The 21,810-nt window shown below is 38.9% G+C and carries 19 protein-coding genes, 2 tRNA genes and 1 pseudogene; 8 read left to right on the top strand and 14 right to left on the bottom strand.

The features are described from left to right. Positions 1 to 39: 39 nt before the first annotated feature. Together cysM and epsC are read right to left on the bottom strand one after the other, a co-directional pair. Entirely contained in the window at positions 40 to 918 is an 879-nt protein-coding gene (gene cysM / locus BLO34_RS12435; protein WP_090755743.1) for a cysteine synthase CysM, read from the bottom strand. Continuing rightward, complete coding sequence (gene epsC / locus BLO34_RS12430; protein WP_090755741.1) at positions 915 to 1,709, bottom strand: serine O-acetyltransferase EpsC; 795 nt, start codon at positions 1,707 to 1,709, stop codon at positions 915 to 917. Before epsC ends, cysM begins: the two co-directional genes overlap by 4 nt. Positions 1,710 to 2,082: 373 nt before the next feature. Here epsC and BLO34_RS12425 point away from each other — a divergent pair, with 373 nt between their 5' ends. The 3 genes and pseudogenes from BLO34_RS12425 to BLO34_RS12415 all read left to right on the top strand — a co-directional run bounded on the left by BLO34_RS12425 (position 2,083) and on the right by BLO34_RS12415 (position 3,987). Then, positions 2,083 to 2,622 (top strand): DUF3124 domain-containing protein, encoded by a 540-nt coding sequence (locus BLO34_RS12425; protein WP_090755740.1) that lies wholly within the window; start codon positions 2,083 to 2,085, stop codon positions 2,620 to 2,622. A 1-nt stretch (position 2,623) separates the two neighbouring features. Next, positions 2,624 to 3,238, top strand: a pseudogene (locus BLO34_RS12420) (MarC family protein). Positions 3,239 to 3,435: 197 nt separating this feature from the next. Continuing rightward, positions 3,436 to 3,987, top strand: a complete 552-nt coding sequence (locus tag BLO34_RS12415) for a DUF427 domain-containing protein (protein ID WP_090755738.1) — start codon at positions 3,436 to 3,438, stop codon at positions 3,985 to 3,987. A 69-nt stretch (positions 3,988 to 4,056) separates the two neighbouring features. Here the strand turns inward: BLO34_RS12415 and BLO34_RS12410 are convergent, their stop codons facing one another. Further along, positions 4,057 to 5,301 carry a TlpA family protein disulfide reductase gene (locus BLO34_RS12410; protein ID WP_090755736.1) on the bottom strand — a complete coding sequence of 415 codons (1,245 nt, stop codon included), beginning with the start codon at positions 5,299 to 5,301 and terminating at the stop codon, positions 4,057 to 4,059. A gap of 210 nt (positions 5,302 to 5,511) precedes the next feature. On the opposite strand from BLO34_RS12410, the gene BLO34_RS12405 reads away from it, so the two are divergent. Further along, entirely contained in the window at positions 5,512 to 6,630 is a 1,119-nt protein-coding gene (locus tag BLO34_RS12405) for a TlpA disulfide reductase family protein (protein WP_090755735.1), read from the top strand. A 133-nt stretch (positions 6,631 to 6,763) separates the two neighbouring features. Beyond that, positions 6,764 to 7,381: a hypothetical protein gene (locus tag BLO34_RS12400; protein WP_090755733.1), complete on the top strand. Its 618-nt coding sequence runs from the start codon at positions 6,764 to 6,766 to the stop codon at positions 7,379 to 7,381. A gap of 497 nt (positions 7,382 to 7,878) precedes the next feature. Here BLO34_RS12400 and BLO34_RS12395 read toward each other — a convergent pair. The 11 genes from BLO34_RS12395 to BLO34_RS12345 form a co-directional block, all read right to left on the bottom strand. Beyond that, positions 7,879 to 7,964 (bottom strand) — tRNA-Leu (locus tag BLO34_RS12395). Between the two features lie 64 nt (positions 7,965 to 8,028). After that, positions 8,029 to 8,100 (bottom strand) — tRNA-Gly (locus BLO34_RS12390). Positions 8,101 to 8,202: 102 nt separating this feature from the next. After that, the gene (mutS, locus tag BLO34_RS12385) at positions 8,203 to 10,821 is read right to left on the bottom strand and encodes a DNA mismatch repair protein MutS (protein WP_090755731.1); all 2,619 of its coding nucleotides are present in this window, start codon (positions 10,819 to 10,821) and stop codon (positions 8,203 to 8,205) included. A 93-nt stretch (positions 10,822 to 10,914) separates the two neighbouring features. Beyond that, a complete protein-coding gene (murI, locus tag BLO34_RS12380) occupies positions 10,915 to 11,703 on the bottom strand; it encodes a glutamate racemase (protein WP_090755730.1) in 789 nt (262 codons plus the stop codon). Positions 11,704 to 11,789: 86 nt separating this feature from the next. Further along, the gene (locus BLO34_RS12375) at positions 11,790 to 12,311 is read right to left on the bottom strand and encodes an OmpH family outer membrane protein (protein WP_090755728.1); all 522 of its coding nucleotides are present in this window, start codon (positions 12,309 to 12,311) and stop codon (positions 11,790 to 11,792) included. A gap of 59 nt (positions 12,312 to 12,370) precedes the next feature. Beyond that, a complete protein-coding gene (locus BLO34_RS12370; RefSeq protein ID WP_090755726.1) occupies positions 12,371 to 13,216 on the bottom strand; it encodes an OmpH family outer membrane protein in 846 nt (281 codons plus the stop codon). A 33-nt stretch (positions 13,217 to 13,249) separates the two neighbouring features. Continuing rightward, on the bottom strand, positions 13,250 to 15,826 hold the full coding sequence (bamA, locus tag BLO34_RS12365) for an outer membrane protein assembly factor BamA (protein ID WP_090756666.1): 2,577 nt from the start codon (positions 15,824 to 15,826) through the stop codon (positions 13,250 to 13,252). Between the two features lie 4 nt (positions 15,827 to 15,830). After that, positions 15,831 to 16,565, bottom strand: coding sequence for an isoprenyl transferase (locus tag BLO34_RS12360; RefSeq protein ID WP_090755724.1), 735 nt, complete (start codon positions 16,563 to 16,565; stop codon positions 15,831 to 15,833). Positions 16,566 to 16,567: 2 nt separating this feature from the next. Then, the gene (locus BLO34_RS12355; RefSeq protein ID WP_090755723.1) at positions 16,568 to 17,257 is read right to left on the bottom strand and encodes a DUF6089 family protein; all 690 of its coding nucleotides are present in this window, start codon (positions 17,255 to 17,257) and stop codon (positions 16,568 to 16,570) included. A gap of 105 nt (positions 17,258 to 17,362) precedes the next feature. Continuing rightward, entirely contained in the window at positions 17,363 to 18,238 is an 876-nt protein-coding gene (locus BLO34_RS12350; RefSeq protein WP_090755721.1) for an NAD kinase, read from the bottom strand. Next, on the bottom strand, positions 18,238 to 18,894 hold the full coding sequence (locus BLO34_RS12345; RefSeq protein WP_090755720.1) for a CBS domain-containing protein: 657 nt from the start codon (positions 18,892 to 18,894) through the stop codon (positions 18,238 to 18,240). Before BLO34_RS12345 ends, BLO34_RS12350 begins: the two co-directional genes overlap by 1 nt. A gap of 84 nt (positions 18,895 to 18,978) precedes the next feature. Here BLO34_RS12345 and BLO34_RS12340 point away from each other — a divergent pair, with 84 nt between their 5' ends. The 3 genes from BLO34_RS12340 to BLO34_RS12330 all read left to right on the top strand — a co-directional run bounded on the left by BLO34_RS12340 (position 18,979) and on the right by BLO34_RS12330 (position 21,803). Continuing rightward, the gene (locus BLO34_RS12340; protein ID WP_090756664.1) at positions 18,979 to 19,692 is read left to right on the top strand and encodes a pyridoxine 5'-phosphate synthase; all 714 of its coding nucleotides are present in this window, start codon (positions 18,979 to 18,981) and stop codon (positions 19,690 to 19,692) included. Further along, positions 19,689 to 20,453 (top strand): alpha/beta fold hydrolase, encoded by a 765-nt coding sequence (locus tag BLO34_RS12335; protein WP_197672890.1) that lies wholly within the window; start codon positions 19,689 to 19,691, stop codon positions 20,451 to 20,453. The genes BLO34_RS12340 and BLO34_RS12335 overlap by 4 nt, the downstream gene beginning before the upstream one ends. A 102-nt stretch (positions 20,454 to 20,555) precedes the next feature. Continuing rightward, on the top strand, positions 20,556 to 21,803 hold the full coding sequence (locus tag BLO34_RS12330; RefSeq protein WP_090755718.1) for an OmpP1/FadL family transporter: 1,248 nt from the start codon (positions 20,556 to 20,558) through the stop codon (positions 21,801 to 21,803). The last annotated feature ends 7 nt before the right edge of the window (positions 21,804 to 21,810 follow it).

Below are 21,810 nucleotides of genomic sequence, written 5' to 3'. Positions count from 1 at the left end.
GAACTACATCAAAAACATATTGCAAGGAAATTATTGAACCTATTCGAAAAGGTCAGAAGATAAATAGCGATCGCCGCGGTCACAGATGATACTAACGATGACGCCGCTTTCTAATTCACTTGCCAGCTTTAGCGCCGCAGTTGTGGCTCCACCACTACTCATTCCAGAAAATATACCTTCTTCTCTTGCAAGTCGTCTAGCCATAGTTCTGGCTTGTTCCGTACTTACCTCCATTACTCGATCAACCTTAGAATCATCAAAAATGGCTGGTAGGTATTCCTTAGGCCATTTGCGTATTCCTGGAATACTCGATCCATCAGTAGGTTGCACGCCAACAATTTGGACGTTCTTACTTTGTTCTTTCAGATAAGTGGATGTCCCCATGATGGTCCCTGTAGTTCCCATTGAAGAAACAAAATGGGTGACTTTGCCGTGAGTATCTCTCCATATTTCTGGCCCAGTTGTTTTATAATGGGCTTTCCAATTGTCATCGTTTGCAAATTGGTTGAATGAAAAATAACCTTCTTTCTCTACCTTATCTGCTGCATAGTCTCTTGCACCTTCAATCCCGTCAGGATGCAAGGTGACTTTTGCGCCATAAGCTTTCATGGTCTGCACGCGCTCTATGGTAGCATCTTTAGGCATGACCAATTCTATATCCAATTGATAAATACCCGCAATCATGGCTAGCGCAATCCCGGTATTACCACTGGTGGCCTCGATCAGTTTTGAATTTTTATCAATATCACGTCTTTCCAAAGCACTCTTGATCATATTGAAAGCTGCCCTATCCTTGACACTACCACCTGGGTTATCACCTTCCATTTTGAAGTAAAGGGTAACATTGGGGTTTGTGTTGAGAACCATGGATTTAACCAAAGGTGTATTTCCTATTTGATCTAGAATCGAGTGACTCATGATTTCGTTTTTTGGGTTGTTATTTTTACCTCACCAGTATGTATGGCTACGGTATCTTTATCAATGGAAGAAGTAATCCAAGCATTTCCACCTATGATGCTATGGGCACCTATTATCGTTTCTCCACCCAGTATTGTAGCATTTGCATAAATGGTCACGTGATCCTGAATCGTGGGATGTCTCTTTTGATCCTGCATGGATTTCTTAACTGTGAGAGCACCTAGAGTTACACCTTGATAAATCTTTACGTGATCATGGATCTCCGCAGTCTCGCCTATCACGACTCCTGTTCCGTGATCGATAAATAACGATGCTCCTATGGTGGCTCCAGGATGGATATCAATTCCTGTAAGCTGATGGGCGTACTCTGTCATTAATCTAGGAACAAGTGGTAGTCCCAACTTATAAAATTCCCGAGCCATTCTATAAATGGCGATTGCAAAGAAGCCAGGATAGGCTAGATAGACTTCTTCCAGTGATTTTGCTGCCGGATCATTTTCATATATCGCAACGGCATCCTTTTTCAAACTGCAGAAAAGATCTGGAATTCCTAACGTGAAATCCTCCCAGGTTTTGCATGGTTTGCCTTCAATGTCTGGACAGGCTAGATTTCTTATGACTAGAAAAAGATCTTCAAGCTCCTTTAAAACTGTCACGGTATTGGTTTCAGAATCAAAGAGCGTATTGAAAAGCAACTGACTAAACCGTTGTGATTCCCTTTTTAGCCTCATAGAAACCGAAACTTCTCTTTTCTGAGCAGTAATAGCTTCTATAAGTTTTGATGAAAGCATACTTTGATTTTTTTTTGCACGATTAGTGTTGATGGGAAGTCAAACAATTCAAATTCTACTGATGAAAGTTTTTGACTTCATTCTCAATATACGTAACCTGTAATACAAAGATACCATAGCACTTGCGCTAGATGTTGTATGTTAAGATGGATATATGTTTTTAAGGGACAAATCAAAATCGGTTGTATTGAGTTGAGATTCCATACATATCAGAATCTAGTTTTATAGAACGTTCTATATGTTCTACTTAAAAAGTAAATCGGGCAAAAGTCTACTTCGTATAATAAAAGCTAAATCCTAGTGACGTATTAGGTCAAGTGCCCATTCTATGAACGCCAAATCGGTATATTTATCACTTCAAATACAATTGGAAATGGACTTGATTAAGAATCTCAAAATATTAAAATACTCACCGTTTTTATTGATCATCTGTATGGCCCTAATAGGGTGCGAGGAAAAAATAGAGAACCAAAGCTCCATAAATCCAGAAAATTGGTCCAAAAGAACTGTAGAACTAAATGTAGCGGACTCCTTGGAAACTGGTAAAACCTATTTATCCATGTATTCACAGATCTACAACCTTTCTGAACATAGAAGGATCAACTTGACAGCAACCGCAAGCTTGCGCAATACCAGCGATACAGATACTGTTTTCTTGACAAGTGCCAAATATTATGGTACGCACGGCGATTTGATTAGAAATTACTTTGACAAGCCCATTTATCTAGCACCTATGGAAACGTTGGAAATTATCATAGATGAAGAAGATGTCACAGGTGGTACAGGCTCCAATTTCCTTTTTGAATGGCAAACGCCTAGTCCGACTCCAGAACCTATGTTTGAAGGAATCATGAATTCTACGAACAGGCAACAAGGTCTATCTTTTACTACCCAAGGCAAACGCATTCAATAAAATGACTGAGATATTTACTACAATTTTATTTTTGATTGCAGTTATTGATCCGCTGGGATCTGTTCCCGTTTATCTGGAAGCCACTAAAAACTTTGACAAAAGGCATAAGCGTAAAATCGCATTGCGCGCTTCATCTATAGCGTTTCTAATTCTTCTGTTTTTCATCGTTGTGGGCCAACTCATTCTGGAAGGAATGGAAGTATCGTTAAATGCATTTCAAATTTCTGGCGGTGTTATTCTATTTCTTTTTGCATTGACCATGATTTTTGGGGAAGGAAAACCAGAGAGCGAAAAAAACAAGATCACAGATTACAAACATGTTTCCATTTTCCCGATTGCCATACCTTCCATCGCCTCACCAGGAGCGATCATGGCGGTAGTTCTTATGACTAATAACAACCTCTATAGCGTCGAACAACAGGCCATCACGACAGTGCTTGTTTAGATTGTTGTGGCATTAACAAGTTTATTATTGGTCGCTGCGACAACAGTTCAAAAGAAGATAGGTTCTTACGGAATTACCGTCATAAGTAAAGTCATGGGGTTGATTCTGGCCTCTTACGCTGTACAGAGTATACTCAGCGGCTTGAGGGATTTTTTTGTTGTCCCCAATTGAATGAACAAATCGTTTCAATTCGGATATTCATAATTTAATAAAATTGATAATCTATAAAGTAGTTAAAGTAGATCTTGATGTATTTCGCTTTCGCGAAAGCGAACTCTTCTACAATCTGTAAACTACTGAGACTGTCAACTATATTAATAAAGAGAGATTTATGACAATTCAAAAAGGAAACACTAGATCAAATCACTATGAATAATAAGGAAGATAGATTACAAAAAGCTCGAGACGGTTGGAACAATAGAGGTAATTCAAGACCACCTTTTGCCATTGAGCCAAAAGAAGGTCAGCGTTCTGTTTGGGATTTTCCGCGTCCGCCAGTGATAGAAGAGGTGAAGGAAAGGGCTCTTGTTAAATACCTAGCCAACACAATTGTAGATAGTCAGAATGCGCTAGCAGTCTTAGAAACAGCAAACCCGCCTACGTATTACATCCCACAAGAGGATATTAATATGGATCTGCTGGAACAAATACCGGGGAAAAGCTCATTTTGCGAGTGGAAGGGTCTAGCTACTTATTGGACATTGAAAGAGAATAAGAATCAACTTGTTGCATGGTCCTACGCAAATCCATTTCAAGAATTTAAAGTCTTAAAAGACTACTTAGCATTCTACCCACAACATCTGGAATGTTTAGTGGGTGAATCGCCGGTAAAAGCCCAACCAGGCAAGTTTTATGCAGGCTGGATCACACCTGATTTAACTGGCCCCTTTAAAGGAGACAGCGGGACAGGCCACTGGTAATTGATTCGTGAAAATTTCTAACAAATGAAAGCACTTTATGCTATGTGGCTTAGATCATTTTGTATACGATTAATCCTGACTTAAAAGATTATCTATTTTATCAAGAGCGGACTTGCCAATCCCTCTAGAAAGGATTTTTCCTTTACTGTCTGTTAGGATAAAGGTTGGATAACCATCTATTTTTAGCTCATTTAGTATAGGACTGTTGGATTTGCTCTTTGGCTTGGTATCTATGAACGCATTGTTCCAATCCATCCCATACTCGCTGATATGAGACTTTACTTTTTCAATATCTTGCTCGCAGGCTACGCTAAGTACATTTAGATCTGAATACTTTGTGTTTACTTCTTTAATATCTGGAAGTAGCTCGATGCAGGGCGCACACCAGGTTCCCCAAAAACCAATCAGCAAGTATTCGTTTTCTTCGGTAAGATCTTCAATAGAAGTTCCCGGATTCTTTCCTATCAAATCGAATCTGCTCTTTATGTAACCGCCAACACGAGCTCCATTCAAAGTCTTTTTACTAGAGAGGTTTGTATGCGAAATGTATAACATCTCTTTTTTAAAGTCAACGCTGTCAATAGAAAAATCCAAGTTCTCTATAAGTACAGTATCCTTTAATTTGTAAGGCATTTCAGTAAAGTTTTCACTTCCACCTTCCCCACCGTATATTCTAAAAGTAGTTCCAAACATGGCTTTATGATTTATATGTATGGTGTAGTTCTTATCGTCGTTGGAAAATGAACTGGAGTATTTCTCATTGTAGTTGATAACGACTTTATACCTTTCCTCAATAGAATCCTTAATTTGATCAAAATATCCAAAATAGGGGTAGGCTTGAAAATAGGTAGTTTTATCACCAATCTTGATGCTGTCTATTGGTAGTCTTTTTGTCAACTCATAATTGTTTTTAACCTGTTTTCCGAACGAACCATCAAACTCTCTGACTGATTCATCGGTAAAATCCATATCTATATCCGTGTCAATAATCAGAATCTGCTTTTCGCCCTTGAAGCCTGAAAGTATATAAGCCTCAACATTCTCATCAGTATTGATGTAAACCAGTCTAGTCTTAAGTATTCTAAATGAATCAATATTTTCTGGAGTCGAGAAGCCCTCAATATTTTCTATATTGGTTAGTGGGGCCATGCTCTTTCTTACAATAACCGAGTCTATGGATTTCTGTAGATCAAGTACATTGACCTCTGAAAGAACAGGTAGGACATTCTCTTGTTCTATTTTTTGAGAACCTTCTTTGCAAGAGGATAGCAGAATAGCAAAAGCAACTAGCAGGATAAAAATGTTTTTCTTCATTATTGTTGGTTTATTACAATACCAATAATATTTGAAAATTGAAGCTTAAAGCAATAATTACCTTTTAAATCTTTATTATAAAGCGACTGTAACTACTTCTTCTTGACATAAGGCTAGAACTGTTTTAGTATCTAGCCACATCATTATACTGGTATATTTGACACGAGCGCTCAACACTTATTAAGCAGACGTTTTGAAAATTGAATCTCTATGAAAAAAATCTTATTATTTCTAATCGCTATTTATGTAACAAATATCTCTTGTAATGAAAGCGAATCAGCGACTTCTGAATTTATAGTCAATTTAGATATGAGCGGATTTGATGATGATACCGAATTCAAACTTCTACATATTGATGATGAAAAGTTTATCGATTCAGTTAAAATTCACAATAACAAATTGAGATTTAAAGGAAATGCTACTGAACCATTCAGTGCTAGGATTCAGACTATTGACAATAAGAATCTAATTTTTTGGGTTGAAAGTGGTGTTATTGATATACAAGGAAGTTCAGAGGATTTTAGCAACCCTATTATAGTGGGAACACCACTTAACAAGGTTTATGTGAAATATCGAGATAAACAAAAAGCTTTTAGAAAGAAGAGGGATAGCCTAATTAAAACTTATATGCAAATGGTGGCTTCCCAAACATTGACCGAATCAGAGGATGCCAGATTATGGGATCAAATAAAACTGATCGATAAAAATACTTTTAAAATAAGAATGAAAAGTATCGAGACGGAACCACCCTCGATTTATACGATTAAGGAATTATATTTTTTGCGAAACGACATTCAAAAGGATTCTCTTAAACTGCTTTTCAATAAGTTTCCAAAAGAATATCAGAGTAGTAAATATGGTCAAGTTGTGGAAACTTACATTCAAAATGAATCCATTGGAATAGGAAAAAGATATAAGGATATTAGTGGTATGAATTTTAAGGGAGAGCATATAAAGCTCTCTGAATTGGAAGGCAATTATATTTTGCTAGACTTCTGGGCATCTTGGTGTGTGCCTTGCCGCGAAGAAAACCCCAATTATGTAAAAGTATATGATAATTATAAAGACAAGGGGTTTATAATTTACAGCTTCTCAATTGACGATAATGCGAAAGCTTGGAAAAAGGCAAGTGAAGTTGATTCTATATATTGGAAAAGCAATGTAATTGCAGAAAAAGGCAGCTACAGCAAAATGGCTGCATTGTATAATGTAAGGTCAGTTCCATCTTCATTTTTGATTAACCCTAAAGGTATAGTAATAGCAACAGACCTGCGTGGTAAAGAATTAGAAGATAGGCTTGCGCTTGAGCTAGCCCCAAACAGTATCTGATAAGGGATAGTTGATACGTACTAGCAACTCATACAAATGAGTTATGCTTGACATAAGACTAGTTCTGTTTCAGAAGCGAAACAATAAACGATTGAATATTTTAGTTAGGTTTGTTTACAAATCAACTTTAAATATGAAAAAGATTCTAATCATCGGGTTAATCCTGACATCCAGTTTCTCATTCTCACAAGAGAAAGAAGCGAGTGAAATAAAAATGATTTCTGATTACGGATCAGACAATTCAGAAATAAGAGACATCCTTCAAATTGAAGGAATTGAGTACATGAAGTTGAGCTTTATTGGAAAAGAATTAGTAGACAAGGGTTTCCATTTGAGCGTGAAAGAGATCTGGAATGGAGAAATAAAATCTGAAGGGACGATAACAAATAGCAAGAAAATACCAGTTGATCAATTTCAGAAAATAAATGATACGATTTTCAATATGAAGGTAATATCTAAACTCACCAACGACAATAAGCTTAGAATGACTTTTAAGTATCCACAATTCTCAACAACACGAGAATTTGAGGCCATTAAAACGAATGATTATAGTCTTCGAAATGTTGCTGAAGCAGGCTCAATCGACATCAATTATAACGAAACATTTTATTTGCTTGCCTATATATTACCTTATGAAAATGATGGTGCTAAGTACTATTGCGCTGTCGAATCAAGCGGTGATAATATTGAAAATTTGGGAAAGGAATTTGGGATAGAACACTATCTTATATTTGAGATGAAATTTGAATAGATATTCCTGATATTTTGACTATCTTAAAGAGCGCCAGACCACTTCTGCTTGACATAAAACCACTTATCACTCTTTTTAAAATGTTGTACTACAGTTGATTGTGTTTTTAGCATGGTCCCAGATAGGTGTAAATAAATGAAACTCTCTAATATTTTAACCTTTAGCTGCAGAAAATGTAAAATTTTGGCAGTCATTCACGACCCTCTTTTCCTTTAAGGTTTTGGTTCATCTAACCCTAAACCTTTCTGTCTATCATCTACATAACAATAAGATGTTTCGACATGACACTGTATGGATCTAGCTTTTTTGAGTAAATAAATGAGAAAAAAGTATGGTTTCGAGGCAATCAAGGTTTTTGCGCTTTAAAATATAATCTGCTCTTAAACCGATAAAAGAATGTGCTCGTTTCGATTCACTGTAAATAAGTTTAAGTCAGTAAATCTGTCAGTAATAAAAATAAAAAAACCTCATAATCAAATGATTATGAGGTTTTAAAGTACTCGAGACGGGACTTGAACCCGTACGAACATTACTGCTCATTGGATTTTAAGTCCAACGTGTCTACCAATTCCACCACTCGAGCGATTGTGTCAGCGACACATCATTGGTATGATCAAAAAAGCCGACTAATAATCGGCTTTTTCTAGAGCGAAAGACGGGGATTGAACCCGCGACCTCCACCTTGGCAAGGTGATGCTCTACCGCTGAGCTACTTTCGCATTTTTTGTTTCTGATATTGAAGAACAAACGCCCAAAACTAAGTTTCAAAGCGGATGCAAATTTAATAACTTTCCGTATTCTGCAAAGGATTTCATGGAAAATTATCCAGTAGCTTTATCCTTACCTATAAGCATACGTTTTATCTCGTTTAATTTCATCAGAGCTTCTACTGGAGTTAATGTGTTGATGTCGACTTGTATAATCTCGTTGCGTACTTCTTCCAGTAATGGATCGTCCAGATTGAAAAAGCTTAATTGCATTTCCTCATCTTGAACGGCCTTCATGGCAGCTTTGGAATCTTCACGCTGGTGAGACTTTTCCAGTGTTTTCAACATCTTCTTTGCTTTATGAATTACCTGCTGTGGCATTCCTGCCATTTTTGCCACGTGTATCCCAAAACTATGATGACTTCCTCCTGGTATAAGCTTTCTCATGAATAGAACCTTGTCCTTAAGCTCCTTTACCTCTACATTGAAGTTTTTAATTCGAAGGAATTGCTCTGTCATTTCATTGAGTTCATGATAGTGTGTAGCAAAAAGAGTTTTGGCCTTGAAAGGATGCTCATGCAAATACTCTGTAATTGCCCATGCAATGGATATTCCATCGTAGGTGCTCGTACCACGACCTATTTCATCGAGAAGGATTAAACTACGGTCACTAACATTATTCAAAATGCTGGCACTTTCATTCATCTCTGTCATAAAAGTGGACTCACCTTGGGAAATATTATCGCTAGCACCAACTCTTGTAAAGATCTTATCTACAATTCCCATTTTTACCTCATCCGCAGGTACAAAACTTCCTATTTGAGCTAGTAGGACTATCAATGCAGTCTGTCTCAAGATTGCACTTTTACCACTCATATTAGGACCTGTTATCATGATGATTTGTTGCTCTTCACGATCCAATTGAACATCATTAGGAATGTATGGTTGGTCTACAGGCAACATTTTTTCAATTACAGGATGGCGGCCACCCTTAATAATAAGTTCATCGGTCTCTAGGAGTTCTGGCCGTGTGTAATTAGAAGTAACTGCATGATCAGCAAATGATAACAGGCAATCTAATTGCCCAATGAGATGAGCGTTATTTTGAATCGCTTTTATAAACGGAATGATTTCTTGAACCACCTTTTCATATAGCTCTTGTTGCAACGCATTAATACGCTCTTCTGCACCTAAAATTTTCCCTTCGTATTCCTTAAGTTCTTCTGTTATGTAGCGTTCTGCATTTACTAAGGTTTGTTTACGAGTCCAGGTTTCCGGAACTTTATCCTTATGGGAATTACGTACCTCAATGTAATAACCAAACACATTGTTGCTGGAGATCTTTAAACTGGAAATGCCAGTTTCCTTAGAATGTCTATCTAACATCTTATCCAGATAATCTTTCCCTGAAGTCGCCAGACCACGCAAATCGTCCAGTTCTTCATTGTAACCAAAGGCGATGGTTTTACCCTTTAAGATATTTACCGGAGCATCTTCGTCCAGCCTTTCCTGGATCATCTCAATGAGATGCGTACAGTTATTGAGGCTTTCGCCTAAAGTCTGTAGGGAACTGTCTGGTGCTTCCATCGCTAGATTCTTGATGGGTGCAATGGCCTGTAGACTGTTCTTCAACTGAATTACCTCTCGTGGACATATTTTACCGACAGCCACTTTGGAAACTAAGCGTTCCAAATCATTCATGCTTTTAAGCTCCAACTTAATTGCCTCTCGAACTTGAAGGTTTTCTTTGAAGTATGCCACCACATCATGGCGCTTTTTGATTTGATCTGCATTTTTAAGTGGGAAAGCCATCCACCTTTTGAGCAGTCTAGCGCCCATTGATGTGGTTGTTTGATCAATAACATCAATCAAGGTTACCGCACCAGTGCTAAGCGCCTGATACAGCTCTAAATTGCGTACCGTGAAGCGGTCCATCCAGACAAAACTATCGTCCTCAATTCTGGAAATGGTAGCGATGTGGTCAATCTGGTTGTGCTGAGTTTCTGCGAGGTAGTGTAAAATCGCTCCAGCCGATATTAAAGCCTGATCCAGCTTTTCAACTCCATATCCTTTTAAAGAATTTACCTTGAAATGCTTCAATAAACTTTCTCTCGCATAGTCTATTTGAAACACCCAATCCTCTAAAAAGAAAAATGGTAAATCATATGGAAAGTCTTGAGCCAATTGTTTCTTATCACTACGTGAAACCAAGACTTCGCTAGGGTTGAAATTCTGCAAGAGTTTGTCTGCTTCTTCTCTTGTTCCCTGGCTTATCAAAAACTCACCAGTTGATATGTCCAGAAATGCTACGGCATAGACATTTCGCGAAAGCGATATAGAGGCAAGAAAATTGTTGCTTCCTGCCTGTAGCACTTCATCATTGAGCGACACACCTGGTGTGATCAATTCGGTAACGCCACGCTTGACGATGGATTTAGTGGCCTTGGGATCTTCCAACTGGTCGCAAATGGCAACACGCTCGCCGGCACGAACCAATTTAGGCAAATACGTATTGAGCGAATGATGCGGGAAACCCGCCAGCTCTGTGCGCTCGCCACCGTTATTTCTATTAGTCAGAACGATGTTGAGAATGCGTGCCGTCTTCACAGCATCCTCGCCGAAGGTCTCATAAAAATCACCCACACGGAAGAGCAACAAAGCGTCAGGATATTTCACCTTGATCTTGTTGTATTGCTGCATGAGAGGTGTCACCTTCTTACTTTTGGCTGCCAATGGAGTCTGATTTAATGGGCTTTAAAAATACAATTTAGGGACGCGAAGCACTAAATAGAAAGGGCTGACTTTTCAACACTTTGACCCTATTCATTAAAAGTTCAGTGACTCAACCGTTGCATTTTTCATATTGCCGATGAGTTCCTGTAGAACAGTAGGATTTGCGTTTGAATATAGTTGGTGTTGACCTATTTCCTTACTAGTATTGAGAAGTTTGCTGTCCTGCAAAATAGCTAATGTCTGACGTGCCACGGCTACTCCAGAATCTATGATCTTGACATTGTTAGGTAGCAACTCTTGCAAATTTTCCTTGATATATGGATAGTGGCTACAACCTAGCACGAGATAATCAATACCAGATGATAATAATGGATTGATTATCTCAACCAGCAATTGGGTCATTTCATCGCTGTCCTTTTTGCCAGATTCTATCAGTTCAACGATGCCAGTTCCAGTAACCTCAACGGTATCAATGTCCCGAGTGAATTTCTCTTGAGTAGTTTTAAATAACTGACTGGACAAGGTTCCTTTCGTAGCGAGAATACCGATTTTCTTAGTGTCAGAATTTAAAGCCGCTGGTTTTATAGCCGGTTCGATTCCTATAAATGGAACCTTATAATTTGCTCGTAAGTAATCAATGGCATTTGTAGTGGCTGTATTGCAGGGAACCGCAATCAACTTACAGCCTTGTTGAAGTAAGTACTCTGTATTCTTGATGCTTAATTCGATGATTTCTTGTGTTGACTTGATCCCGTAGGGTGCATTTCTAGAGTCCGCTAGGTAAATGGTATTTTCATGAGGCAACAGTTGAACCACCTCTTTCCAAACGGAAGTCCCGCCAACGCCACTATCAAAAAAACCTATGGGTGCCTTACTCAAAATAAGAAACGTGTTTAAAACCTCAATTTACACCAAAAATAAAACCGCCTCTACAAGGTAGAGACGGTTCTTTACTAAATTTCTTATTCTTATTGGATTCCCAATGCAGATTTTACATCTGGCATCAAATCATAACCATCTGCCATGATTACTCCAGTTCCTGTAGTAGAATCAAGAACATAATCAAATCCTTTTGCTCTAGCTACTTTAAAGATTGCCTGTCTTGCCTCTTCATAAACTGGCTTTAAAAGGTCAGTTCTTTTTTGAGAAAGAGACTTTTGAGAATTTGTATAAAATTCTTCTATCGTCTTACGATCTGCTTGAATTTGCTCAAGGATGCGTTGATTCTCTTCATCAGAACGAGACTTTGCTTTAGCTTGAGCTTCTTGAGATTTGGTTTGCAAGTTTTTATCCATATTTACCAACTCTGCCTCATAAGTTTTGGCTAGGTTTCTCAATTGCTTTTCTGCAGCTTTTGCCTTAGGCATGATCTCAACCAATTCCTGTGACGCGATGTGACATACTTTTGATGCAGATGTCTGTGCAGTGGCGGTAAATGTACCTGCTACTACAAATGCGGCAATAGCTATTAAATTTCTTACTTGTTTCATTATCAACTTTGTTATTTTATTAATTGTAAAGGGCTGCAAATATAATGTGTTTCAGCACTTTATTCGCCGCCTGGTGGGTTGTTATTTCCCTTGTTTTCTCTAGCTGCTTTGCGCGCTGCTAATACACTATCTTTTCTACGTTGACGCTCTTTAATGATGGCGTCCCTGCGTTCTTTGTATTCTCTAGCTTTAGCTTCTTTTATACTGTCTCTAAGTCTGTACTTTTCTGCTCTGGCAGCTTCTCTTTCATCTACTATAGCTTCTTTTGCTGCAACTTTTTCCTGTCTATCATCTGCTTCTTGTACTGACATATAAGGCTCATCTGCTGCAGCTTCTGCTGGAGCGTTTCTGGCCTGATTTCTCTCTTCACGATCCTCTCTTTTGCCCGTACGGCCTATAGCCTTGAGAACATCGTCGCTTAAGTCATGACGGTCATCACTGTAGAGCATTGTAGTTTCTGATCGCTCTAGGATCATATCATACTTTTTTTGCTCTCCAATCTTTTGCATCTCATTGAAAACCTGATCCTGTACTGGTTGAATCAACTGTTGCTTTTGAATGATGAAATCACCTTTGGCACCAAATCTCTTTTGTTGGTACTCGTTAAGAGCGTCGCGTTTAATCGTGATCTCTTCTTCACGCTCTTCAATTAGTTCTTTTGTAAGTAGTACTCGTTCGTTTTTCAAGGATGTTTCCATCTGCCCTATTTCAGACTCCATCTTTTCAATCTCAGTCTTCCATCCTTGCATGCGTTGCTCTAGTTGCTCTGAGGCTTTTTGATACTCAGGAACACTTTCTAGAATGTACTCCATATCGACGTAACCAACTCTGATGCCTCGTTGCGCTTTCGCGAAAGCGAAACACATCACCATCATTGACACTAAAAGATAAATCTTGATTCTCATGACTTTATTATTTAAAGAAATAACCGTGCCATTTTAAAATTGTTGCCCGATTATAAAGTGAACGTTCCAACCACTAGGCTCTGTGCTGTTTGAAATAGGTGCTGGATCAAATCCATAACCGAAGTCAATACCCAGCAATCCAAAGGCTGGCATAAATACCCTAAGACCTGCACCTGCAGATCGCTCTACATCAAACGGATTATAACTCCTAAAAGTATCGTAGGAACCAGCAGCCTCTGCAAAAGTAAGAACATAAATGGATGCAGCCTGCTCTAGCGTTATAGGATAGCGCATCTCTAACGAGAATTTGTTGTAAACCGTATCACCATCTGCACTAGTTGTCAAGGCACTATTGTCGTAACCACGCATCCTGATGATGTCACGTCCATCCAGTGAGAAAGCACCTAATCCATCACCACCTACAAAGAAACGCTCAAATGGTACAAGTCCACGGCTGTTATCGTACGCACCTAGATATCCAAATTCTGACTTAGTCTGCATGATCAACTTATCATAGATTTGCGTGTACCATGTTCCCTCAAATTTGATCTTATAATATTCCAGGAAGCGGAAACGCTCTTGGTCAATTTTAGCAAGATCTGGAGCACCGTTCGTCTGAAAGTTAGGATCGTTTTCTAGATTGTCATAATCCGTACCATTCCATAAAGAATACGGTAGTGTCATTTTTGCAGTCAGTGCAAAACGAGAACCGTACGTAGGGAATATTGGGTTGACACCTACATTATCTCTTGTTACACCTAAAGTATAGGCTAGGTTGTTAGAGAATCCATTAGGGAAGTTAAACAGATTTGTCTGGTAATTCTTCAGGTTATAATGCTGGAAGGAAATCGCCTGTGAAAACTGGAAGTAAGGATCTGGCCATTCCAATCGTTTGGCAAGACCTACCGTAGCTCCTGTAATCAAAAATCGCTGATCTCTATCAACTTCTCTAAAGTTCTGAGCGTTTACCCTAAACTGTTCACTGTGAGAAAAGGACACATTGAAGGAAACTGGTTTTCTACCACCCAACCAAGGCTCTGTAAAGTTCAATGAATACGTTCTGAAAATAGTACTTGCTTGAGCTCTTAAAGCTAATGTCTGACCATCACCTTGAGGTACCGGTTGGTAGGCATCTTTATTGAAAATATTACGCAATGAGAAGTTGTTGAACCTTAAACCTAGGGTTCCCACAAATCCACCACCACCATAACCACCTTGTAGTTCTATCTGGCTGGCTCCAGCTTCTTCAAGTTCGTATTGAACATCTACCGTTCCATCTTGCTGGGACGGATTTAGAATACGTGGATTGATAGTTTCTGCATTGAAAAAACCTAATTGACCCAATTCACGAATGGAGTTGATAATCGCTGCTTTTGAATACTTATCGCCAGGATTAGATTGTATACTACGGTAGATTACATGATCATTTGTGCGTGTGTTTCCTTTGACACTAATATTATTGAAATAAGCGACGTTGTCCTCGATAATACGAATTTCAAAATCGATCGTGTCGTTCTCAACCTTAGTTTCTACAGCATTGATACGAGAGAATAAGTAACCATTATTTTGGTATTCATTTTCTAACGTATTTGCATCTGGATCTGTTGGGTCAGAAATTTGATTGTCAAATGCGATACCATTGTAAACATCGCCTTTTTCGACTCTAAGGATGCGCTGCAAGTAGGCATCAGAATATACCGTGTTACCGATAAACTTGATGTCTCCAAAGTAATATCTATTACCTTCTTCTACTTTGATGTCTAAAGCGATGTTTTTGTCGTTGATTTTAGACAACGTATCACTGACAACTCGTGCATCTCTAAATCCATTCTCTTTGTAGGTATCAACGATATTTTTCAGGTCTTCTTGATATTCATCATCAACGTACTTAGATCTCTTCAAAACACGGAAGAAGTTTTTCTGCTTCGTGTTTTTCATAGCTTTTCTCAACTTCTTATCAGATAGTTGCGTATTGCCTTCAAAGTCGATGCTTGCGATCTTGACCTTTTCGTTTTTATCAATCTCGATTTTCATATCAACGAGATTGTTACCTAACGTATCTTCTACTTCTCTAATGCGTACAAGTGCATCTGCATAAAGAAATCCTTTATCCTGATACTTCTTCTCAATAAAGTTACGTGTTGTTGTTACTAGATTTTCGTTGGCCTTAGCTCCTTTGGATAGATTTAGCTCTTTCAAAAGGTCTTTTGTTTGTCCCTTTTTTAAACCATCGATTTCTATCGTATTCAAGGTTGGCACCTCGATGATATTGAATTCTAGATTGATGGTATCTATCTGGTCATCGTTGGGATCACCTTTAATACCTACGGCGTAAACTCTTATATCGCTAAACAGCTTAAGCTCCCAAAGCTTTTTGACCACTTGACTCAACCGCTCGCCGGGAACATATATCTGGTCACCTTTACGTAACCCGGTAAATGCGATAACGGTATTCTCGTTATAGCTTTTAGTTCCTGTAACAGTAATATCTCCCAAAATGTATTCTGTGGAATCACCTATAGGAATGTCGCCTGGTCTTTGAGCAAAGGAAATGGCACTGGTGAGAAGTAATATTACTAAAAGTAGCTTAGGTGCTAACTGTTTTGTCATGTTGTTATAATTGTTCACTCGTTTTACCGAATCGCCTTTCGCGATCTTGATAATTTTTTAATGCCATCATTAAGTCATTCTTACGAAAATCCGGCCACAGCGTGTCTGTAAAATAAAGTTCTGCATAGGCAATTTGCCATAACAAAAAGTTGCTGATTCTATGCTCGCCGCTGGTACGTATTAATAAATCCACGTCAGGCATATCTTTAGTAAATAGGTAATTGTCAATGGTAGACTCTTCTATTTGTTCAACTTCTAGGTCACCTCTGACGACATCCTTTGCTATTAGTTTAACAGCATTTGTTAATTCTTCCCTTGATCCATAGCTCAAAGCCAGGATAAGGTTCATCTGGTCATTGTCTTTTGTTAGTTCAACAACCTCAGCTAATTCTCTTTGAGCTTTTTCGGGTAACTGGTGTAGCGATCCTACGGCTTTAAGGGAAATTCCGTTTTCCTTAAGGGTTGGAAGTTCTTTGCGTAGGCTGGAAACTAAAATCCTCATTAGAGTATCGACTTCTAGTTTTGGTCTCTTCCAATTTTCTGTACTAAATGCATAGAGTGTCAAATATTTGATTCCTAGCTTAGCACAGGTCTTTACGGTCTGACTTACTGCTTTTGTACCTTTTTCATGGCCACGAACTCTCATCAAACCTTGTTTTTTTGCCCAACGGCCATTACCGTCCATAATGACAGCAATGTGCTTGGGTAACTTAGTTTGATCAAGTAAAATTTCTTCCATTCCTAAAAATTACAATAACAAGGTTGACGTCCAAAAGAGTAGGTCAATGTGACGCCACTAAAAACATACCAATCATCATTATTAATATTCCCAAAACGCAGGTCTGTTCTATCTTCCATCGAGCCATTAGGATAACTGCCGTCCAGATTGTCTGTAAAGGTAAACCTTGCTCCTATTTCAACCCCTAAAATGAGGTGCTCTGTTATGTTTGATTTGACTCCTAATATAAAGGGCAATGCCAACTCTATATCACGATCGTACTGCTCCAATTGTCCATTTGTATTCAGCGCTTCCTGACCGTAACTAAATGCGGTGATTCCTGTATACATATATGGAGTAATATGTCTCTTACCTGAATATAACTCCCATTCCCAGAACGTATATTCAATCCCTAGTGATGCTTCTAGCATATTGTACTCATACTCCAAACCTCTCAATTCTCTAGAAACATCATCGCTTTTAGCATCATCACCGTTGAGCTTTGTATAGATCAAAGATCCTCTAAAACTATGACGGTTACTGCGGTTCCATTTTGCAACGCCACCTACAGCAATTCCCGACGGATTCACATATCTGGTACTCCCAACATCTCCAATTACATTTGAGCCTCCAGCCCACACACCTATCTCGTAGGTCTGCGCTTTCGCGAAAGCGAAAACAAAAAAAGCAATCAACAATGGTACTAACCGCATTGGTTTTTTTTCAAACGTGCAAATATAACAATTCTCACAAGGCAACATAGGTAAACGCTGACCATTGTGGCTGATGTTAAAACAAAGGAAGATGTAAAATATTGTCTAGTTGCGCTTATCTTCTCCCCACAATAATTTGTGGCGCAACGTCTCGATAAAACTTTGATCATCAAGTTCGATGAGATCGATGGTGAAATCTGCTTTTTGAAGAGTAATCTCAGTGCCATCTGGATAGGAAGCGATGCGGTTGTCCAGCGATGCCAGAAATTCATCTTCTCTACCTATCACCTTGACTTTGATTACGGTATGATCAGGAATAACCAATGGTCTTGCGTTGAGATTGTGCGGTGCGATAGGTGTGATCACAAAGGCATCAGTATCTGGTGATATGACTGGACCACCACAACTCAAACTATAACCCGTGGAACCTGTAGGCGTAGATATTATCAAACCATCTGCCCAGTAAGAAGTAAGTAACTCACCATTGAGATGAGTCTCGATCTGAATCATGGACGTCGTGTTCATACGACTAACGGTTACCTCGTTGAGAGCAAAATTATCTGGCGGCAAATGGTTCTCACCGTGAGCAGATGATGCAGTGATGAGCGATCTTTTGGAGAGTTTATAGTTCCCACTCATTACATGTCTTACAACCCTATTGATCTCATCTTGCTGTACGGTAGCCAAAAATCCTAGTCTGCCTGTATTGATTCCCAAGATTGGTATATTGAGCCTACCTATATAGGTGACGGCTCTCAAGATGGTACCATCACCACCTATACTTATTAATAAATCATAGCTTTTATCAAGTTGCTCAAACGTCTCGAGAGAAACCTCTAACTGCAGATCTTTAAGCAATTGACTAAATTCCAATTCAATTCTTACATCACAAGATTGTTCGCGTAAAGCCTCAATAATATGGCGTACGGTTTCATAGGAACCATTGTGTAAGTACTGTCCATAAATAGCAATCTTCTTCATCAAATATTCAAATATTTATCGAGGTAATCTGATCGGTCTTTCAATGCATCAAGATAAGAGTCATCCTCTGCAGCGCTTAACACAACATAACTGTATCGCCTAAATGTTTGTAGCAATGCGTTCATGTTGTCTGGACTCACTTTCACGGTAATTTCTGTGATGTGATCTCTATAGTTACTTACAAAGCATCCAAAAATTTTACTGCCGTTAGATTCTACAATCTGGGCAATCTCGCTGAAACTGTAGTCTGTAGATCCTTTTTCAACAACAATCACAGCTCCTGATTCATATAAAAACGGTGAATCGCTAAAGTGCTGCATGATATCCTTCAACTCATAATAGCCTAAATATTCATTCTTATCGTTGAGTACTGGCATTACATTGGAATTGTGCTGGGCAAATGCTTCTAGCACGTCCAGCCAGTGTGTGTCTGGCTGTACCATAAAGGTGTCCAGCGCATATTTTACATCACGCAAACTCTGACCATCTTCAAAACAATACACGTCAGTCTCTGACACACAACCTTGATACAGTTCTTGATCCATTACTGGAATATGTGAAAATGTGAGTTGCTGGAAGAGTTTTTGCGCCTGCTGCACATCATCATCCATCTTCAAAGGCGTTACATCACTTATGATATACTCTTGGATATTCATAACAAGCTTTTACTGCAAATTAAACATTTCTCTAGTTATAGGGTGCAGCCTTAGTTTGTATTTTTGATATCCTAAACTATGACTATGGCTATTTTGAGCGTGAATATTAACAAGATCGCGACACTGCGCAATTCTAGAGGCGGTAATGTTCCAGACCTTCTTAAAGTGGCGATGGATCTTGAGAGGTTTGGCGCGCAAGGGATTACTATTCATCCACGACCAGATGAGCGTCATATCAAATATCAAGATGCGCGAGACCTCAAAAAAATAGTCACTACAGAGCTTAATATTGAGGGAAATCCTATCGATAGTTTTATCAAGCTGGTCGATGAAGTGCGACCTGCACAAGTAACTCTGGTTCCAGATGCTCCAGATGCCATTACTTCAAACGCAGGATGGGACACTCTTAAACACGCAGATTTTCTTAAGGACATCGTGGCTCACTTCAAAGGCAACGGCATACGCACCAGTATTTTTGTGAATCCTGTAGAAAAAATGGTAGAAGCTGCCGCTGCAACCGGTGTTGATAGAATTGAATTATACACAGAGGATTATGCCCATCACTATTCAACCGATAAAGAAAAAGCCATCGCTCCTTATATAATGGCTTCAAAGAAAGCTACTGAAGTTGGTTTGGGTATTAATGCTGGACATGATTTATCACTGGATAATCTCAAGTATTTTAATGATCATATTACAGACCTCAAAGAGGTAAGCATAGGCCATGCCTTGATTTCAGAGAGTCTGTATCTAGGACTAGAGAACGTAGTCAATATGTATAAACACAGGCTTGCATGATTTTACACAGCATTATATTAGGAAAAGGAAAGCCTTTTGTCATCCTCCATGGATTTCTAGGAATGGCAGACAATTGGAAAACATTGGGAACCCAGTGGAGCGAATCTGGATGTGAGGTTCACCTATTGGACCAGCGCAACCACGGTCGCAGTTTCCATAGCGATGAACATAATTATGACGTCATGGCAAAGGATATTAAGGAATATTGTGAGCATCATGACCTTAAAAACATCATCCTTTTGGGACACAGTATGGGCGGTAAGGTCGCGATGCGCACTGCGGTACTTTTTCCAGGACTTATCGATAAACTTATTATTGCAGACATTGCTCCTAAACCCTATGATCCACATCACAGTGACATCATCCATGCGCTAGAATCTGTAGATTTCACGCAGATCAATTCTCGTAAAGATGCGAGCGAGACTGTGGGAAAGACTATTACTGATGTGGGTACGCGACAGTTTTTACTTAAGAGTCTTTATAGAAAGGGCAAGGAAAGTTATGGCTGGCGCTTCAACCTGCCGGTATTATCAAAAGCCCAATCCATGGTGGGCGATCACACGATTATCGACAAGCCCATTGAGATTCCTACCTTGTTTATTCGTGGTGGAAAATCTGGATATATTCTGGATAGCGATAAAGCTGTTATAGAGCACGCTTTCGCGAAAGCGGAACTCAAAACGATCCCTAACGCAGGACACTGGCTGCATGCAGAACAACCAGATGAATTTAACAGACTCGTTGAGAAATTCGTAAAATAAATTTACTATGCTTGCATAATAAGTACGAAATCTCTTGTGTAATATCAATTTAATATTAAATTTGATCCAATATAATCCTTATCTCTTTTTAAACGACTGAATATGAACAAATTAAAAGTTTTTGCTGTGCTTTGTTTGGTATCTGCACTATCTTATGCTGGTGGATATCGTGTAAGCACGCAAAGTAACAAACAACTTGCCATGGGTCACACTGGTGTTGCTGTTGTCAATAGTGCAGACGTGCTATTTTTCAATCCTGCAGGCCTTGTCCATCTAGAAAATAAGCTTAATGTGAGTGTTGGAGGTTTCGGTGTATTTTCTGATGTGAAATACCAAAACTCAGACACGGGTGCTTTTGCCGAAACAGAAAGTCCCGTAGGAACTCCTTTTTATGCTTATGTAAGTTATGCATTGAGCGATAAGTTTGCAGTAGGTTTAGGAATTTATACTCCTTATGGTAGTAACGTTACCTGGCCAACAGACTGGGAAGGTTCACATCTTGTAAACGAAATTGAATTACAAGCAATCTTTATCCAACCAACGATTTCTTACCAACTCTTTGAAAACGTTAGTTTAGGTGTAGGCGCCATGATCGCCATAGGATCGGTTGACTTTAATAGAAATGCTTCCAGATCATTAACTGATGAGCAAGGCAATAGATCAAATGTCGCTATTAGCGATAGTGGTGTTGTTGGTATAGGCTGGAATGCTGGTATCATGTTTACACCAACAGATAATTTATCCATAGGTTTCAACTATCGTTCTCTTATTGATATTGAAAGTGAAGATGGTGAGGCAACATTCTCTAATTTTCCAAACAGCCCATTAGTACCAGCTAACGGTACTCAAGGATTTACTGCAACATTACCATTACCAGCTGAAGCTACTCTAGGAGTTGCTTACTCTTGCGACAAATGGTTGTTTGCATTTGATTATAACAGAGCTTTCTGGAGCGAGTACGAAAACCTAGATATTGTTTTTGAAAATGGTAGCGAGTCCATTAATCCTAGAAATTATAAGGATTCATCTTCTTATAGATTGGGAGTACAATACCTAGCTACAGATGCATTGACACTGCGTGGTGGATGGTACTTTGATGAATCACCGGTTCAATCAGGATTTTTTGCTCCTGAAACACCTCGTAATGATTCAGTTGGATACACGGCAGGTTTATCCTACTCGTTCTCGCCTAGTTTCTCTATTGATGCTTCCTTCTTATACTTAAGATTCAAGGAAATAACAGAGTCCTATGATTTCTATGCAGATCCAGGAGGACAGCCAGCACCGTTTAGAGGTACTTACAAGTCAAGAGCGCTTATTCCAGGAATAGGTATAACATATAGTATGTAATGAAAAA

Source organism: Nonlabens sp. Hel1_33_55 (assembly GCF_900101765.1).
GTDB lineage: Bacteria > Bacteroidota > Bacteroidia > Flavobacteriales > Flavobacteriaceae > Nonlabens.
Note: the sequence above shows the minus strand (reverse complement) of the source record. Positions and strands in the feature narration are given on the sequence as shown.

Bases quoted from the DNA above. Each gene is read 5' to 3' on its own strand.
- BLO34_RS12425 (WP_090755740.1), top strand. From the start codon at position 2,083: ATGGACTTGATTAAGAATCTCAAAATATTAAAATACTCACCGTTTTTA.
- BLO34_RS12335 (WP_197672890.1), top strand. From the start codon at position 19,689: ATGATTTTACACAGCATTATATTAGGAAAAGGAAAGCCTTTTGTCATC.
- BLO34_RS12360 (WP_090755724.1), bottom strand. From the start codon at position 16,565: ATGGAAGAAATTTTACTTGATCAAACTAAGTTACCCAAGCACATTGCT.
- BLO34_RS12400 (WP_090755733.1), top strand. From the start codon at position 6,764: ATGAAAAAGATTCTAATCATCGGGTTAATCCTGACATCCAGTTTCTCA.
- BLO34_RS12405 (WP_090755735.1), top strand. From the start codon at position 5,512: ATGAAAAAAATCTTATTATTTCTAATCGCTATTTATGTAACAAATATC.
- BLO34_RS12370 (WP_090755726.1), bottom strand. From the start codon at position 13,216: ATGAGAATCAAGATTTATCTTTTAGTGTCAATGATGGTGATGTGTTTC.
- bamA (WP_090756666.1), bottom strand. From the start codon at position 15,826: ATGACAAAACAGTTAGCACCTAAGCTACTTTTAGTAATATTACTTCTC.
- BLO34_RS12330 (WP_090755718.1), top strand. From the start codon at position 20,556: ATGAACAAATTAAAAGTTTTTGCTGTGCTTTGTTTGGTATCTGCACTA.
- BLO34_RS12350 (WP_090755721.1), bottom strand. From the start codon at position 18,238: ATGAAGAAGATTGCTATTTATGGACAGTACTTACACAATGGTTCCTAT.
- epsC (WP_090755741.1), bottom strand. From the start codon at position 1,709: ATGCTTTCATCAAAACTTATAGAAGCTATTACTGCTCAGAAAAGAGAA.
- BLO34_RS12340 (WP_090756664.1), top strand. From the start codon at position 18,979: ATGGCTATTTTGAGCGTGAATATTAACAAGATCGCGACACTGCGCAAT.
- BLO34_RS12375 (WP_090755728.1), bottom strand. From the start codon at position 12,311: ATGAAACAAGTAAGAAATTTAATAGCTATTGCCGCATTTGTAGTAGCA.
- BLO34_RS12415 (WP_090755738.1), top strand. From the start codon at position 3,436: ATGAATAATAAGGAAGATAGATTACAAAAAGCTCGAGACGGTTGGAAC.
- BLO34_RS12355 (WP_090755723.1), bottom strand. From the start codon at position 17,257: ATGCGGTTAGTACCATTGTTGATTGCTTTTTTTGTTTTCGCTTTCGCG.
- BLO34_RS12410 (WP_090755736.1), bottom strand. From the start codon at position 5,301: ATGAAGAAAAACATTTTTATCCTGCTAGTTGCTTTTGCTATTCTGCTA.
- cysM (WP_090755743.1), bottom strand. From the start codon at position 918: ATGAGTCACTCGATTCTAGATCAAATAGGAAATACACCTTTGGTTAAA.
- BLO34_RS12345 (WP_090755720.1), bottom strand. From the start codon at position 18,894: ATGAATATCCAAGAGTATATCATAAGTGATGTAACGCCTTTGAAGATG.